This window comes from Nocardia brasiliensis, assembly GCF_011801125.1.
Classification (GTDB): Bacteria; Actinomycetota; Actinomycetes; order Mycobacteriales; family Mycobacteriaceae; genus Nocardia; species Nocardia brasiliensis_C.
Genome location: NZ_CP046171.1, coordinates 4,686,543 through 4,700,610, shown reverse-complemented (window position 1 = coordinate 4,700,610; position 14,068 = coordinate 4,686,543). Strand labels below are relative to the sequence as shown.

Here is a 14,068-nt window from a genome sequence, read left to right as displayed (position 1 = left end):
CCTACCCTTCCTGTTCGTCCGGGATGATAGCGGAGCGGCGGCCCTGCCTTGTCCCGTTCTCGATGGCGGACATGAGATCACGAGCCTGCTCGGCCGAACGCGCTTGCGGCACGGGCGCGGCGGGCGGGGTGGGGGCCGATTCCGTCAGCGGCGGTGCGAGATTGGCCTGCCGGTTGCGCCGCGGCAGCGCGGGCCTGGTGTCGCCGTTCGGCGCCGGCGCGGCGTTGCCGGGCCGCGGCGGGGCGGTCGGCTCGAGTGCCAAGGTGGCGACGGCACCGGCGGCGGGCTGTGGCGCGGCCGCCGGCTCGACGACGGGCGCGGCGGGCAGACGCCTGCGCCGACCTGGGTCGGTCAGTTCCGCCGGGGTCTGCGGCGGCACGGCATCGGTGACGATGAGCGCGGACGGAATGAGCACGATGGCCTTGATACCGCCGTAGTCGGATTCCGAGAGCCGCACCGTGACACCGTGGCGCACCGCCAGTTGCGCGACGACGAACAGGCCGAGGCGCGAGTCCGCCGACAGCGCCGCGACACCGAAATCGGGTGGGGTGCGCAGCATGTCGTTCAACCGGGCGAGCTCACCCTCGGACATGCCCATGCCCTGGTCGCAGATCTCGGCGACCACGCCCTTGCCCACCACGTTGCCGTTGACCTCGACCCGAGACTGCGGCGGGGAGAACGCGGTGGCGTTGTCGACGAGTTCGGCGAGCAGATGGATGAGGTCGGCGACCACGGTGCCGACGACGTATACCTCGGGCAGCCTGGCCACCCTGACCCTGGCGTAGTCCAGTGTTTCGCCGACCGCGCTGCGCACCAGATCCAGCAGCGGCACCGGGTTGCGCCACTGCCTGCCGGGCTGGCCGCCGCCGAGGATGGTCAGGTTCTCCGCGTTGCGGCGTTCCCGGGTGGCCAGGTGGTCGAGCCGGAACAGCGTGTCGAGCAACACCGGATCCTCTTGCCGCTGTTCGGCTTCGTCGAGGATCTCGAGCTGACGGTGCACCACGATCTGGCTGCGGTGCGCGATGTTGAGGAAGACCGACTTCACGCCCTCGCGGGTGCGGGCCTCGGTGACCGCGGCGCCGATGGCCGCGGCGTGCGCGTGCTGGAAAGCCTTGGCCACCTGGCCGATTTCGTCGTGACCGAAGTCGAGCACCGGCGTCTCGGCGGCGGGGTCGATCGTCTCGCCCGCGTTGAGCCTGCGCATCGTCTCGGGAAGCCGCTCATCGGCCATCGCGAAGGTCTGCCTGCGCAAACGCTTGAGCCTGCGGATGATTCGGTTGGCAAGCACCAGCGCGATGAGGAAGGCGAGGATGCTGACCACGAGCACGCCGCCACCCGCGTACAGCGAGTTGGCCGCGGAGTCGTTCGCTCGCTGCTCGGCGAGCTCCTGCGAGTGCCGGTTCTGCGTGATCCAGACATCGATCAGGCCGCGGTTCACCTCGGAGGCTGCGTTCTGCCACTCGGTGGTCGACAGCGGCAGCGCGGCCTGCTTCGAACTGCTGGAACTACTCGAGCTGCTCGAACTGCCGGTGCTGTTGGTCAGGTGTGCGGTCAGATGCCGTTGTACGACAGCGGTTTCCATCAATGACAGCTGCTGCCAGGCATTGCTGCCGGTGAGCTGCTGCAGCCGGTCGTGCTGGGCCTTGTCGCCGCTGAGCTCGGTGGTCAGGTTGCCGATCTCGGTGTGGTAGAAGCCGACCTGACGCAGGTACTCCTCGACCGGGATAGGTGTGGCGCCGTCGCTGGCGGCGAGCATGACGCCGAGCGCGTTGCTGCGCGACATCGCCTCGGCCGCATTGAGAAACCGCATGCCGTCGGCGATCGCGACGGCGATCTCGGCGTCCGGCGCGGTCTGCTCGGCGATGCCGGTACCGACCGAGATCACATCGAGCAGCCGGTTGTAGAACATATAGGCGTCCGAGGCGGGGAGCTGGCCCGCGTCGGTGGCCAACCGCACCTGCGCCATTTGGCTGAGCAGCGTGTTGAAGCCTGCGACATCGTCGCCGATCTTCGAATCATCCACTTCGCGAAGGCCGTTGGAGACCTCGACCAGCCCGCGCATCGCGCCGTCGAGGCGGATGCGGGCGGCGGCGAGTGCGGGCGGGACGGTGTCGTCACCGGCGAGCTGGGCCAGGGTCAGGCGGCGTTCCTGCTGCACCGCCTCCATGAGCTCTCTGGTCTGCGGGATGGCGTTCTGATTCTGTACCGCCCACTCTTTCGCCTTGGTTCCCTCGGCTACCAGATAACCCGCTGCGCCCACGCCGACCACAAGCAGAGTCAGGCTCGGAATGAGCGCGATTGCCAGGATCCGCGTACGAACCCCGAGCCTCGCTCTGAACATCGGCACAACCTAAACCACAAAACGGACCAGCCGAGACTAGTGTCCCGCTGAGTGGGACTCGAGTTGACTTCTCGGTCACCGAGGAGGGTCTACGCGGTGACCGGCGGATGTGGCGCTGACGGCGGTTTCGGGGCAGGCGGCGGGCGCGGTTCGGGAGCAATGGGCGCTGTCGTGGTACTACGGAGGCGTGCCACGGCGTAGATTGTGTGTACCTCGCGGTAACACGAGATCGCATCGACTACGTAGGAGGCCACGATGCCCGCGCCGGAAGCCGCCGTCTTCGACCGTCTGAGCGGGCTCGCCGCGATCGACAACCCGGACGACCGTTCGCGCAAGACGATCGCCGAGACGTTCAGCGGTAAGCCACTCGGCAGCGTCCCGGTCGGCACCGCGGCCGACGTGGCCGCGGCCTTCGAGAAGGCCAGGTCCGCGCAGGCGCGCTGGGCCGCGCGCTCGGTCGCCGATCGGGCCGCGGTGCTCGAACGCTACCGCGCGTTGGTGGTGGAGCACCGGGAATTCCTGATGGACGTGGTGCAGGCCGAGACCGGCAAGGCGCGCTGGGCGGCGCAGGAAGAGATCATGGGCCTGATGTTCGCGGCCCGCTACTTCGCCAAGGCCGCGCCCGGCCTGCTCGGCGCGCACAGCGTGCGGGGGGCGTTCCCGGTGCTGAACCGTACGTCGGTGCGGCACCAGCCCAAGGGCGTCGTGGGTGTGGTCGCGCCGTGGAACTATCCGATGCTGCTGTCCATCGGTGACTCGATCCCCGCGCTCATCGCGGGCAACGCCGTGGTGGTCAAGCCGGACAGTCAGACCCCGTTCTCCTCGCTGGCCAACGCCGAACTGCTCTACCGCGCGGGCCTGCCGCGTGATTTGCTTGCGGTGGTTCCCGGGCCCGGCACCGTGGTCGGCACCGCGATCGTGGACAGCTGCGACTACCTGATGTTCACCGGATCCTCCGCGACCGGCCGCACGCTGGCCGAACAGTGCGGCCGCAGGCTGATCGGGTTCTCCGCCGAACTCGGCGGCAAGAACCCGATGATCGTGGCGCGGGGCGCGAACCTGGACAAGGTCGCCAAGGCCGCGGTGCGCGCCTGTTTCTCCAACGCGGGCCAGCTGTGCATCTCGATCGAACGGCTCTACGTCGAGCGCTCGATCGCCGAGGAGTTCACCGCGAAGTTCGTCGCCGCCGTCGAGGCCGCGAAACTCGGTGCGGCCTACGACTATTCGACCGATATCGGCTCGCTCATCTCCGAGGCCCAGCTGGAGACGGTGACCAAGCACGTCGCCGATGCCACCTCGAAGGGCGCGAAGGTGCTCGCAGGCGGCAAGGCGCGGCCCGACCTCGGCCCGCTGTTCTACGAGCCGACCGTGCTCGCCGAGGTCACCGACGAGATGGAGTGCGGCCGCAACGAGACCTTCGGCCCGCTGGTGTCGATCTATCCGGTGGACAGCGTCGCCGAGGCCGTCCGGCTGGCCAACGACACCGAGTACGGCCTGAACGCCAGCGTCTGGGCGGCCAGCAAGTCCGAGGGCGAACGGATCGCCGAGCAGCTGCACGCGGGCACCGTCTGCGTGGACGAGGGCTACGCGCCCGCCTGGGGCAGCACCGCCGCGCCGATGGGCGGCATGGGCATCTCCGGTGTCGGCCGCAGGCACGGCCCCGACGGACTGCTCAAGTTCACCGAGCCGCAGACGGTCGTGGTCACCCGGTTCCTGAATCTCGATGCGCCCCCGCTGGTTTCGCAGGACCGCTGGCAGCGGTTCCTGATGTCGGTAGCGCGCAGTCTGCGTTTCCTGCCCGGACGGTGATCAGCGCCCGCCAGGTGGTCGTGCGCCACCTGGCGGACACTGCCGCCGGGCCGCGCCGACGCCGCGGCGTCCGCGCGGCCCTCAGGTCCGGACGTGCTGAGTTCCCGAGACCTACTAGGTCATCCGATCCGCGCCGGTGCGTGGCGGCGGCAGGGTCGCCACCTCGGCATCGGTGAGCAGCCGGGAGCGGATGCGAAAGCGCACCCGCTCGGGTGCCGTCACCGGGTCGCCGCCGCGGGCGCTCGCCACGTCCACCGTCAGGTGCGTGTGCTTCCACAACTCGAATTGCTCCGCGCACATCCAGAATTCGGTATGCCACGGCAGATAGCCGAGCAGCACGTCGGCGCTGCCGACCGGGCATTCGCGCGCCGGGAACCAGCGCGGCGAGGCGGGATCGGCGTAGGCGTCGCACTGGTGCAGCAGCACAGCGCCGTGGTAATCGATCAACTGACGCAACACATTTCGTGCCCTGTCGGTGATGGCGACCCGCTGTGCGCGCTGCTGCATCAGAACAACCCCCGTCCGCGGGGTGGGTGACTGACCAGCAAGTTCTTGGTGTCGTTGGCGATGCGTACCGCCTCATCGACGGTGTCGAACCGGGTCACCGAGACCACGGGTCCGAAGATCTCCTCCTGGAACACGCGCATGGTGTTGCTACCCTCCAAGATCGTGGGTTGGATGTAGTACCCGCCCGGCAGCCCGGCCACCTTGCGTGCCGCTCCGCCCGCGCGTACCCGAGCGCCTTCCCTGTCCTCCGATGTCGATGTAGGACAGGATCTTTTCGTATTGGTCTGGTCCGGCCTGTGCTCCGATCATGGTGCTGTCGTCGAGCGGGTCGCCGCTCTTGATGGCCCCGGTCTCGCGTAGATCATGCCGCCGCTCCTCGCCGAATCACTGTGGTCGGGCCACTATGACCCGCCAAGGTTGGTGCGAGGTTGGTGTGACCGACGCGCGTGCAACTGCACGCGCAGTCAGGCGCGCAGTGCGGTGTGCAACCGCGCCGCGACCACGGCGCGGCGCACGTCGTCGAGCGGCAGCAGGCGCAGCGCGTGCTCGTGCACCGCGATATCGCCTGGCGCGCGTTCGCCGAACGTGACGGCGTGTTCGGCGCGATCGCTGGCCAGCACCGCATTGCGCACGCCGACATCGAGATAGGAGCGCCACTGCACCACGCCGGGGGTGTCCGAACCGGGCAGCAGCGGGCCGCGGTAGAGCCACACCGCCGAGGTGGTGTCGCCCGCGGCGACGGCGGCCAGCAAGTCGACGGCATCGCAGGCCACCGGCCCGGTCAGCAGATAGCGGCGGTTGGTGATCTCACCGCCGGTGGCGCGGCGCAGATGCGAGACATCGGCCTTGAGTGTGCTGGTGGAGACCGCACGGTCGCCGTACACGGCCGCGTGCAGCTGCTCGGGTGTGAACCCGTCGGGCTCGAGGGCGAGCAGCGCCAGGATCTCCAGCTGCCGTGGCGGCAGCGGCACCGGCCTGCCGTCGCGCATCAGCCGTGCGGTGCCGAGACATTCGAGCCGCACGCCGGGCGTCGGCGCTGGCTCGGCGGCGCGCAGCATCGTCTCCACGGCGGTGACCAGCGCCCGGACCGAGGTCAATACCAGCGGATGCGAGCGGTCCCAGGAACTGGACAGGTCGAGCACGCCGAGCTGCCTGCCGTCGGGTGCGTGGATCGGCGCCGAATAGCACACCCACCCGTGCAGCGCGGCGATCAGGTGCTCGGCGGAGAACACCGAACAGGGACGGTCGTCGTGCAGGGCGAGCGACAAACCGTTGGTGCCCATATTGCTTTCGTTCCAGCATCCGCCAGGGGCGAAGTTCACCTGCTCGGCCTGCCTGCGCAACGACCGGTCGCCCGCGGACCACAGGATCGTGCCCGCCTCGTCGGTGACCACCGCGAGATAGCCTGCGTCCTCGGTGATTCCGCGCAGTTCACCGGACAGCTCGGTGATGGGCGTGCGCAGCGGCGATTCCGACCAGAGGTCGGCGACATCGTCGAGGCCGGGCGCGACCGTGCGGCCGGGGTCCACCGTCGGTAGTGAACGCTGCCAGGATCGCGCGACGTCGGTGCGCAGCAGGGTGGGTCGGGGCGGTGGCGCGGTGGTATTCGGAGCCGTAGCCCAGCGCTCCCATTCCTTTTCCAGTTCGGCCCGCCGCTGGGTCAGGGTGCGGAACTGTGCCACCTCGAAGAACTCCATCGTCGTGTGAGCTCACATTCGCTCTCTCATTCTGGCGTATGCAAGACAGCGGCGGGAGGGTTTGCCGACATAGCGAACGGTCCTCGCGGCGTATCTCCGTGTCGCACCGTGCGTGGCGGACTACCCTCGGAGGATGGCGACCGTTTCACGACGGGCCCAGTTGGCCGACGTGCACGAACTGGCTTCCGGCATGCCGGATGTCACTCGAGTGGATGGCCCGCGTGGCAATCCGATCTATCAGGTGGGCGGGAAATCGTTCGTGTTCTTCCGGACACCGCGTCCCGATGCCCGCGACCCGGACACCGGCGAACGCTATACCGATGTGATCGTCTTCTGGGTGTCCTCGGAATCGGAGAAACAGGCGCTGGTGCAGGACCCACGGTTGCCGTTCTTCACCACCGCGCACTTCAACGGTCACCCCTCGGTGCTGTTGCGCGGCAGCCGGATCGGCGAACTCACCTATCAGGAACTGGCGGAGGCGGTCCAGGACGCCTGGCTAGCCCGCGCCTCGGGCAGGCGGGCGGCCGACTGGCTGGCCGCCAACCCGCCCGGCTGAGCTCTACTCACTTGTTGAAGAAGATCCCCGCGACATCGGCGTTCTTGATCGGGGTATCGGCATTGCGCTGACCGCCGCACAGCAGATCGACCGAGACCATCGTCGCGTCCACCGCGGTGCCCGCTGGCTCGTGGTCGTCATTGGTCTGCTGTTTGACGAATTTGGTGATCGTCACGCGCTTCTGGTCCTGATCCTGCTTGATGTAGTCGCTGCACTTGGTGTCGCCACCCTTGTTGATGGCGCGTTCGACGTCGCTGCAACCGGCGAGCATCAGGGCGACCGCCGTGATCGCGAGGCCGGCCTGTCCGGTCCGGGACAGCGTGCCGTTCATGTGCTCCTCCTGAATACTTCGTCGCCGCGGCCGTCCGCGCCGATCGTCACCACCTTAGTGCCGTGTCCAGGCACTGAGCCCACACCGCGCCGCGCAGGACGGACGCGCGGGCGGCGGCGGAGGAACCGGCGGCGGTACCGGCTCCCCGTCACCGCGATACCCGCTCAGGCGCGAAAGATGCGCAGGGGGATATCGAGTTCGGCCGGGGTGAGCGAACCGTGGTGACCGGCCATCATCGACTGCAAGGGTTCGGCGCCGCTGCGGATGATGCCGCCGGTGCCGCGCGCGGCCACGACGACATCGCCGACGCGTGCGGCGACCCGCGGCGCCACGACCGGGCCGAGCCAGCCGCGGTCGATCACCTCGGCGCGCGAGAGCACGGCGTAGTCCGGGCCGAGCAGCTGCGTCCACGCCGCCATGACATCGTCCGCGGCGCCCGGTTCGGTGTACACGTGCCGGGCGCGCGGCTCTCCGCCCAGTTGCCGCACGGCGGCGCGCAGGCCGTCGTGCTCGTCGAAATCGATGCGCTCGTCGAGTTCGACCATGCCGTGATCGGCGGTGACGCACAGCGCGGCGCCCGGCGGCAGCCGCTCGGCGATATCCGCGGCGATCCGGTCGACATGGGCGAGCTCCAGCAGCCACGCCTCGGCGGACGGACCGCGCACGTGCCCGGTGGTGTCCAGATCGGCGTAGTAGGCGTAGACCAGCGAGCGCGCACCGGCGCGCAGGCCGACGCCGACCCCGTCCACCAGGTCGCCGACCGAGACCGCGGGGCGAAACGCGCACCCGCGCAACACCGCTCGGGTCAGGCCCGATCCGTTCTGATAGTTCGGGGCGACCTGCGTCACGGTGATGCCGTGCGCCGCGGCACGTTCGAAAACCGTTGCGGTGGGCTGGAATTGCTCCGGCACCAGCTCGCTCAGCAGATCCACGCGGGCGCCCTCGCCGTGCAGCTGCCAGCGCAGCGAGTTCACCAGCCGCTCCTGCTCGGGCACCCGCATCAGATAACCGACGATGCCGTGCTCGCCGGGCGGCACGCCGACGCCGAGCGAACTCAGGCTGGTCGCCGTCGTGCTCGGGAACCCGGCCGTGAGCGGCAGCGACGGCAGGCTGGACAGGAACGGCGCCACATCGGGATGCGCGGCAAGCGCGGCGGCGCCGAGCCCGTCGATCAGCAGCACGCACACCCGGTCGGCGGCGAGGTCGAGGCCGAGCCGGTCTCGTTCGCCCGGCACGCCGAAACCGGCGAGCAGCGAAGGGATCAGGTCGGCGAGGGAGCCCGTACCGTAACGGGGCGCGGCGAACACGCTTGCCAGGATGTCAACTCCGGTGCCGTCCGGACAAGGGCGCGCTCAGGCCTGGCCCGTCTCGAACCGGCCGACCTTGCCGTCGCGGACGGTGAAGCGCCAGCTGGTGCGCATCGAACCCCACCGCGAATTGGTGTAGTCGGCGACCAGTTCGGTGCCGCCGTCGGCCACCGACTCGACCCGCATCCTGGCGTTGCTGCCGAACACCTCCGAGTCGGTCCACTGGGCGATATTGCGTTCGACGCCGTCGTCGGACATCGTCGCGTCGTCGGTGAGCGCCGCGAAGAACCGCTCCTTGTCGTTGGCGTTGAGCGCGTCCACGAATTCCTGCACCACGGGATCTAGCTGAGTCATCCGGTTACCCCTCTCGGATCAGGTGACAGCCGTCAGCGATAGAGCAGCAAACCTCCGGCGTCCACTCTAGTGCCGAACCCGCCCGCGCGCCGGGACGGCGCTCGCGACGCGGGGCCGGAGCCCGTTGACCGGGGGATGTGCGCGGCTGGTAGACAAGGATCGTGACAGCGCGGCGGGCATTCCGATTCGGTGTGAACATGGTGGCTCCGGATTCGCGGGCCAGGTGGATCGAGAAATGCCGCAGGGCCGAGGAACTGGGCTTCGACGTGATCGGGGTGGCCGATCATCTCGGCTGTCCCGCGCCGTTTCCCTCGATGATCCTGGCCGCCGAATCGACCGAACGGGTGCGGCTGAACACCTTCGTATTGAACACCGCGTTCTACAATCCGGTCCTGCTCGCGCGCGATATCGCGGGCGCGGATCAGCTGACCGGGGGCCGGGTGGAGATCGGGCTCGGCGCGGGGTATGTGCGCTCCGAATTCGATACCGCGGGAATCCCTTTCGAATCCGGCGGCAAGCGGGTAGCGCATCTGGAGCGGACGGTGGGCACCTTGCGCACCCTGTTCTGCGATCCGGAATACCAGCCGCGCCCGGCGCAGCCGGCCGGGCCGCCCGTGTTGATCGCGGGCTGGGGTGACCGGTTGCTGCGCGTGGCCGCCGACAACGCCGACATCATCGCCTTTCCGTGCGCCTCGGCGACCGAGAACGGCGGGCCGCTGCATCTGGCCGGGTTGGCCGAGATCGGCGAGCGGGTCGACTATGTCCGGGAGTTACTCGGGAAACGTTCGGACAGCGTGGAATTCAATCTGCTCGTGCAGCGCGTCGTGCCACCGCGGGAGCGCGCCGCCGTGCTCGAACTGTTCGGCCCCGCGCTGCCCGAAGATGTCGCCGATTCTCCAGAAGACCTGCCCACCTTGCTGTTCGGCGCCCCCGACGAGATCGCCGATCGGCTCCGCGCCCACCGCGACCGTTACGGCTTCAGCTACATCACCGTGCTCGAACACAGCATGGAGCAGTTCGCGCCGGTGCTCGAATTGCTGCGCCGGGCCGGAGACTGAGCGGTTCAGGTAGCGGGTGCGGGTGGCTCGGCGCCGCGTGCCCGGCTCAGGGCAGCAGGTCGATGATCACGCGCGGGTCGAGCTGGCGCAGCTTCTTGGGACGCGCTGTGAGACAAGGCCAGTCGCGGGCGACGGCCTCGGCGGCGGCGTGGCCCGCGGGTAGTAGCAACTCGGCCTCTGGGTGGCCGGCGAAGGCGGCGCCGAGGCGCTCCGACGCGCCGCGGTCCAGCGCGGTGATGATGGTGTGCGGCAGTTCCAGCAGCACGTCGAGGATGTCGAGACGGTGCGGCGGGATGTGCGCGCGAGCCGCCGCGAGCGCGGTGGCGGGTACGACGATGGTGTTGTTCGCGCCGACCGTCGCCCAGACCACGGCCTGCGCGTAGTTGGCTTGGTTGGCCCAGCTGACGACGGCGGCGGTATCGAAGACGACACCGCCGAGGGCTGGGGTCTTCACGCGGCGCCGGCGTGTGGCCCGCCTGCCTCCTCCTCGGATAACGGCGGTAAACCCTGGATGGCGCGGGCTCGATTGATCAGGTCCAGCGGCGGTCTGCCGCCGAAAACCTCTTCGAGTTTGGCCAGTGACTCGGCGGTGCCGAGGCGCGCGAACACCGATTCGGCGACGAACGCCGCCACCGACTCGATGCGCCCCTCGGCACGCCAGCGTTCGAGCGTGCCGACCAGTTCCGCGGGCAACGTGACGGTCACCTTCCGAGTGCGATGCGCGCGAGGCTGGCCCATGGTGGCACCTTATCCCGAGACCGCCCTCCGTGGGGAGGGGCCGGGTGCGGCGGCGGGGCGGAAGTTCGCGCGCGCGAGCGTCTTTCATCTTCCGGCGACGATCATATCCAGTCGGATCGGGGCCGCGAATCGATGTGATCTGCGTCACATTGCCGTGGGTGATTTGTCGGTGCCGGGTGGCATGGTGTCGGTATGCCTTTCGCCGAAACCGCTGTCACCTCCGACGTCATCCGGCTGCTCGGAGCCAGTGAGCACAACCTGCGCGACGTGTCGCTGGACATCCCCAAGAACAAGATCACCGTTTTCACCGGGGTCTCCGGTTCCGGCAAGTCCTCGATCGTGTTCGACACGATCGCCGTGGAAGCCCAACGCCAGCTCTACGCGACGTTCCCCGCGTTCATTCTCAATTTCCTACCGCGCTACGAACGTCCGCACGCGGAGGCGATGGAGAACCTGACCGCGCCGGTCATCATCGATCAGCAGCCGGTCGGCGGCGGCCCGCGCTCGACTGTCGGCACGATGACCGACATCTTCTCCATGGTGCGGGCCATGTTCGCCCGCTTCGGTGCGCCCTCGGCCGGATTCGTCTACCACTACTCGTTCAATGTGCCGCAGGGCATGTGCCCGGACTGCGACGGTCTCGGCGTCTCGGTGCGGGTCGATCCGGACCGGTTGCTCGACCGCACCAAGTCGCTCAACGAAGGCGCGATCCTGTTGCCTGGCTACGGCGTCGGCAGCGGCGACTGGCAGCTGTACGGCAATTCGGGGCGGTTCGATCCGGACAAGAAGATCGCCGACTACACCGAGGCCGAGTTCGCGGATCTGTTGCACGGCAGCGGCGGCAAGGTGGAGCTCACCTTCGCCAAGGGCACGTGGAAGGCGGACTACGAGGGCATCGCCGCCAAGTTCACCCGCACCAGGCTGCAACGCGACACCTCCGGCCTCAGCGAGAAGACCCGGGCCCAGATCCAGCGGTTCCTCACCGAGGGCGTCTGCTCGACCTGTCACGGCGCGCGCTTGAACGCGGCGGCGCTCGCCACAAAGATCAACGGCCGCAACATCGCCGACTGGGCCGCGCTGCAGATCACCGATTTGCTGGCGGTGCTCGACGAGATCACCGACCCGGCCGCGCTCGGGCTGGTCGCCGCGATCCGGACCGCGTTGCGGCGCGTGGCCGATATCGGGCTCGGCTACCTGAGTCTGGCTCGGCCGACCTCGACCCTGTCCGGTGGTGAGGGGCAGCGGTTGAAGATGATCAAGCACCTGTCCAGCACTTTGATCGGCATGACCTACATCTTCGACGAGCCGAGCGTCGGGCTGCATCCGCGCGATGTCGGTCGATTGAACGATCTGCTGAAGGCCTTGCGGGACAAGGGGAACACGGTGCTCGTGGTCGAGCACGATCCCGACGTCATCCAAATCGCCGACCACATCGTCGATGTCGGGCCGCGGGCCGGCCTGCACGGCGGCCGGGTGGTGTTCGAGGGCGGCTTCGAAGAGCTGCGCGCGGCCGACACACCGACCGGCGCGGGCCTGCGCAGGCCGTTCACGGTGAAGGACGCTTTCCGGAAGGCCAAGGGGGAGTTGCTGATCGAGCATGCCACCGTGCACAACCTGAAGGACGTGACCGTCGGCATCCCGACCGGCGTCCTGACCTCGATCACCGGTGTGGCGGGGTCCGGCAAGAGCAGCCTGATCCGGGACGTCTTCGTGGTCGAGCATCCGGAGGTGATCTTCGTCGACCAGTCCGCCATCGGCGCGTCGTCGCGGTCGACGCCCGCGACATATCTGGGCTTGATGGACCCGATCCGCAAGCTGTTCGCCAAAGCGACGGGGCAGGCGCCGGGACTGTTCAGCTTCAATTCGTCCGGTGCGTGCGAACAATGCGAGGGGCGCGGCGTGCTCATCACCGAGATCGCCTACATGGACCCGGTGACCACGCACTGCGACGCCTGCGACGGCAAGCGCTTCTCCGACGATGTGCTCGCACTCACCCTGCGCGGCAAGTCGATCGCCGATGTGCTGGAGCTGACGGCCGAGGAGGCGCTGGAGTTCTTCCCGGAGAAGGCCTTGCACACCAAGCTGCGCACCATGAACGAGGTCGGCCTGGACTATCTGAGCCTCGGTCAAGCCATGAGCACGCTCTCCGGTGGCGAACGGCAACGCATCAAACTCGCCACCCAGCTGGGCAATACCGGCAGCGTCTACGTCCTCGACGAGCCGACCACCGGCCTGCACATGTCCGATGTCGACACCCTGCTCGCCCTGCTCGACCGCCTGGTCGAGCGCGGCAACACCGTCGTCGTCATCGAACACAACCTCGACGTCGTAGCCCACTCCGACTGGGTGATCGACCTGGGCCCCGACGGCGGCAAAGCGGGCGGCGAGATCGTCTTCACCGGCACCCCCGCCGCCCTGCTCACCGACCCCCACTCCCTCACCGGCGAATACCTCCGCCGCTACAAGGCCGCGTAGCCCGGGAGACCCAGCGGTTCAGTGGCGTTCGCTGAACTGCTGGGCGCCGGTTACGCGGAGGAGGTCGAGGGTGGAGGCGGCGGGGGTGTTCGGTTCGGCGGAGTAGACGACGAGGGTTTGGTCGGTGTCGGGGATGAGCAGGGTGTCGCATTCGACGACGAGGCGGCCGAGTTCGGGGTGCTCGATGATTTTGGTGGCGTCGCGCCACAGGCCGGACGGTCGTTCGCGCCAGAGCTGTTCGAACTGTGTGCTGTGCGTGCGCAGTTCGTTGATCAGGCGATCGAGTTCCGGATCGGTCGGGTAGCGGGCTTTCGCGCTGCGCAGGGTGCCTACGCCGTACACGCCGAGGATCCGGAACTCTTCTGGCGTGTGCCGGATCCGGCCCGTCTCGGTCCCCAGGAAGCACTGCCAGATCATGTTGCGGTGCGCGGCAGGCAAGGCGGAGAAGTCGCCGAGCAGCGCGGTGGCCATCGGATTCCAGGCCAGCACATCGCCTTTCGCGGACATCACCAGCGCGGGCAGGTCGGCCATCCGGTCGAGCAGCCGTAAGACGCTGGGCCGCACCACCATCGCGATGTGACCCGGTTGTGGCGGTGCGGCGCCGCCGAGCTGGAACAGCAGGGCGCGGTCGTTGTCGTTGAGCCGCAGGGCGCGTGCCAGCGCGGTGAGCACGGCGGTCGACGGGCGCGGGCCCCTGCCCTGTTCGAGGCGCACCACGTAATCGACGCTGATGCCCGCCAACTGCGCCACTTCCTCGCGGCGCAGGCCGGGCACCTGCCGCCGCACACCCGCGGGCAGGCCGACCTCGCGCGGCTGTGTCCGGCTGCGGGCCTGCCGCAGCAGCGCGGCGAGTTCGGTGCGGTCCATCCTTCGATCATCCCGCAGCAGGCCCGGC

General features: G+C 68.7%; 13 protein-coding genes and 1 pseudogene. 4 read left to right on the top strand and 10 right to left on the bottom strand.

The features are described from left to right. Position 1: 1 nt before the first annotated feature. Positions 2 to 2,341 (bottom strand): sensor histidine kinase, encoded by a 2,340-nt coding sequence (locus F5X71_RS21180; RefSeq protein WP_167463619.1) that lies wholly within the window; start codon positions 2,339 to 2,341, stop codon positions 2 to 4. Positions 2,342 to 2,596: 255 nt separating this feature from the next. On the opposite strand from F5X71_RS21180, the gene F5X71_RS21175 reads away from it, so the two are divergent. After that, positions 2,597 to 4,150: a succinic semialdehyde dehydrogenase gene (locus F5X71_RS21175; RefSeq protein ID WP_167463618.1), complete on the top strand. Its 1,554-nt coding sequence runs from the start codon at positions 2,597 to 2,599 to the stop codon at positions 4,148 to 4,150. A gap of 114 nt (positions 4,151 to 4,264) precedes the next feature. On the opposite strand, the gene F5X71_RS21170 is transcribed toward F5X71_RS21175, so the two are convergent. From F5X71_RS21170 to F5X71_RS21160, 3 genes and pseudogenes are all read right to left on the bottom strand, one after another. After that, positions 4,265 to 4,657 carry a DUF779 domain-containing protein gene (locus F5X71_RS21170; protein WP_167463617.1) on the bottom strand — a complete coding sequence of 131 codons (393 nt, stop codon included), beginning with the start codon at positions 4,655 to 4,657 and terminating at the stop codon, positions 4,265 to 4,267. Between the two features lie 47 nt (positions 4,658 to 4,704). Then, positions 4,705 to 5,002, bottom strand: a pseudogene (locus F5X71_RS21165) (aldehyde dehydrogenase family protein); the annotation flags it as partial. 119 nt (positions 5,003 to 5,121) lie between these two features. Continuing rightward, positions 5,122 to 6,354, bottom strand: coding sequence for a transcriptional regulator (locus F5X71_RS21160; RefSeq protein ID WP_167463616.1), 1,233 nt, complete (start codon positions 6,352 to 6,354; stop codon positions 5,122 to 5,124). A 133-nt stretch (positions 6,355 to 6,487) separates the two neighbouring features. Between F5X71_RS21160 and F5X71_RS21155 the strand changes: the two genes are divergently transcribed. After that, complete coding sequence (locus F5X71_RS21155) at positions 6,488 to 6,910, top strand: MmcQ/YjbR family DNA-binding protein (RefSeq protein ID WP_167463615.1); 423 nt, start codon at positions 6,488 to 6,490, stop codon at positions 6,908 to 6,910. Positions 6,911 to 6,917: 7 nt separating this feature from the next. Here the strand turns inward: F5X71_RS21155 and F5X71_RS21150 are convergent, their stop codons facing one another. From F5X71_RS21150 to F5X71_RS21140, 3 genes are all read right to left on the bottom strand, one after another. Further along, a complete protein-coding gene (locus F5X71_RS21150; protein WP_167463614.1) occupies positions 6,918 to 7,241 on the bottom strand; it encodes a hypothetical protein in 324 nt (107 codons plus the stop codon). A gap of 164 nt (positions 7,242 to 7,405) precedes the next feature. Beyond that, positions 7,406 to 8,548: an alkaline phosphatase family protein gene (locus F5X71_RS21145; protein WP_167463613.1), complete on the bottom strand. Its 1,143-nt coding sequence runs from the start codon at positions 8,546 to 8,548 to the stop codon at positions 7,406 to 7,408. Positions 8,549 to 8,593: 45 nt separating this feature from the next. Continuing rightward, on the bottom strand, positions 8,594 to 8,902 hold the full coding sequence (locus tag F5X71_RS21140) for a nuclear transport factor 2 family protein (RefSeq protein ID WP_167463612.1): 309 nt from the start codon (positions 8,900 to 8,902) through the stop codon (positions 8,594 to 8,596). A 161-nt stretch (positions 8,903 to 9,063) separates the two neighbouring features. On the opposite strand from F5X71_RS21140, the gene F5X71_RS21135 reads away from it, so the two are divergent. After that, entirely contained in the window at positions 9,064 to 9,960 is an 897-nt protein-coding gene (locus F5X71_RS21135) for an LLM class F420-dependent oxidoreductase (RefSeq protein WP_174817108.1), read from the top strand. Positions 9,961 to 10,006: 46 nt separating this feature from the next. Here F5X71_RS21135 and F5X71_RS21130 read toward each other — a convergent pair whose 3' ends face one another. After that, positions 10,007 to 10,414 carry a glycoside hydrolase family 5 protein gene (locus F5X71_RS21130; protein ID WP_167463611.1) on the bottom strand — a complete coding sequence of 136 codons (408 nt, stop codon included), beginning with the start codon at positions 10,412 to 10,414 and terminating at the stop codon, positions 10,007 to 10,009. Then, complete coding sequence (locus F5X71_RS21125; RefSeq protein WP_167463610.1) at positions 10,411 to 10,698, bottom strand: hypothetical protein; 288 nt, start codon at positions 10,696 to 10,698, stop codon at positions 10,411 to 10,413. Before F5X71_RS21125 ends, F5X71_RS21130 begins: the two co-directional genes overlap by 4 nt. A 192-nt stretch (positions 10,699 to 10,890) precedes the next feature. Here F5X71_RS21125 and F5X71_RS21120 point away from each other — a divergent pair, with 192 nt between their 5' ends. After that, positions 10,891 to 13,173 carry an ATP-binding cassette domain-containing protein gene (locus F5X71_RS21120; RefSeq protein ID WP_167463609.1) on the top strand — a complete coding sequence of 761 codons (2,283 nt, stop codon included), beginning with the start codon at positions 10,891 to 10,893 and terminating at the stop codon, positions 13,171 to 13,173. 18 nt (positions 13,174 to 13,191) lie between these two features. Here the strand turns inward: F5X71_RS21120 and F5X71_RS21115 are convergent, their stop codons facing one another. Continuing rightward, positions 13,192 to 14,040 (bottom strand): helix-turn-helix transcriptional regulator, encoded by an 849-nt coding sequence (locus F5X71_RS21115; RefSeq protein ID WP_167463608.1) that lies wholly within the window; start codon positions 14,038 to 14,040, stop codon positions 13,192 to 13,194. Positions 14,041 to 14,068: the final 28 nt, after the last annotated feature.

Excerpts from the sequence above, each read along its gene's own strand:
- F5X71_RS21180 (WP_167463619.1), bottom strand. The coding sequence starts at position 2,341 with ATGTTCAGAGCGAGGCTCGGGGTTCGTACGCGGATCCTGGCAATCGCG.
- F5X71_RS21175 (WP_167463618.1), top strand. The coding sequence starts at position 2,597 with ATGCCCGCGCCGGAAGCCGCCGTCTTCGACCGTCTGAGCGGGCTCGCC.
- F5X71_RS21170 (WP_167463617.1), bottom strand. The coding sequence starts at position 4,657 with ATGCAGCAGCGCGCACAGCGGGTCGCCATCACCGACAGGGCACGAAAT.
- F5X71_RS21160 (WP_167463616.1), bottom strand. The coding sequence starts at position 6,354 with ATGGAGTTCTTCGAGGTGGCACAGTTCCGCACCCTGACCCAGCGGCGG.
- F5X71_RS21155 (WP_167463615.1), top strand. The coding sequence starts at position 6,488 with ATGGCGACCGTTTCACGACGGGCCCAGTTGGCCGACGTGCACGAACTG.
- F5X71_RS21150 (WP_167463614.1), bottom strand. The coding sequence starts at position 7,241 with ATGAACGGCACGCTGTCCCGGACCGGACAGGCCGGCCTCGCGATCACG.
- F5X71_RS21140 (WP_167463612.1), bottom strand. The coding sequence starts at position 8,902 with ATGACTCAGCTAGATCCCGTGGTGCAGGAATTCGTGGACGCGCTCAAC.
- F5X71_RS21125 (WP_167463610.1), bottom strand. The coding sequence starts at position 10,698 with ATGGGCCAGCCTCGCGCGCATCGCACTCGGAAGGTGACCGTCACGTTG.
- F5X71_RS21120 (WP_167463609.1), top strand. The coding sequence starts at position 10,891 with ATGCCTTTCGCCGAAACCGCTGTCACCTCCGACGTCATCCGGCTGCTC.
- F5X71_RS21115 (WP_167463608.1), bottom strand. The coding sequence starts at position 14,040 with ATGGACCGCACCGAACTCGCCGCGCTGCTGCGGCAGGCCCGCAGCCGG.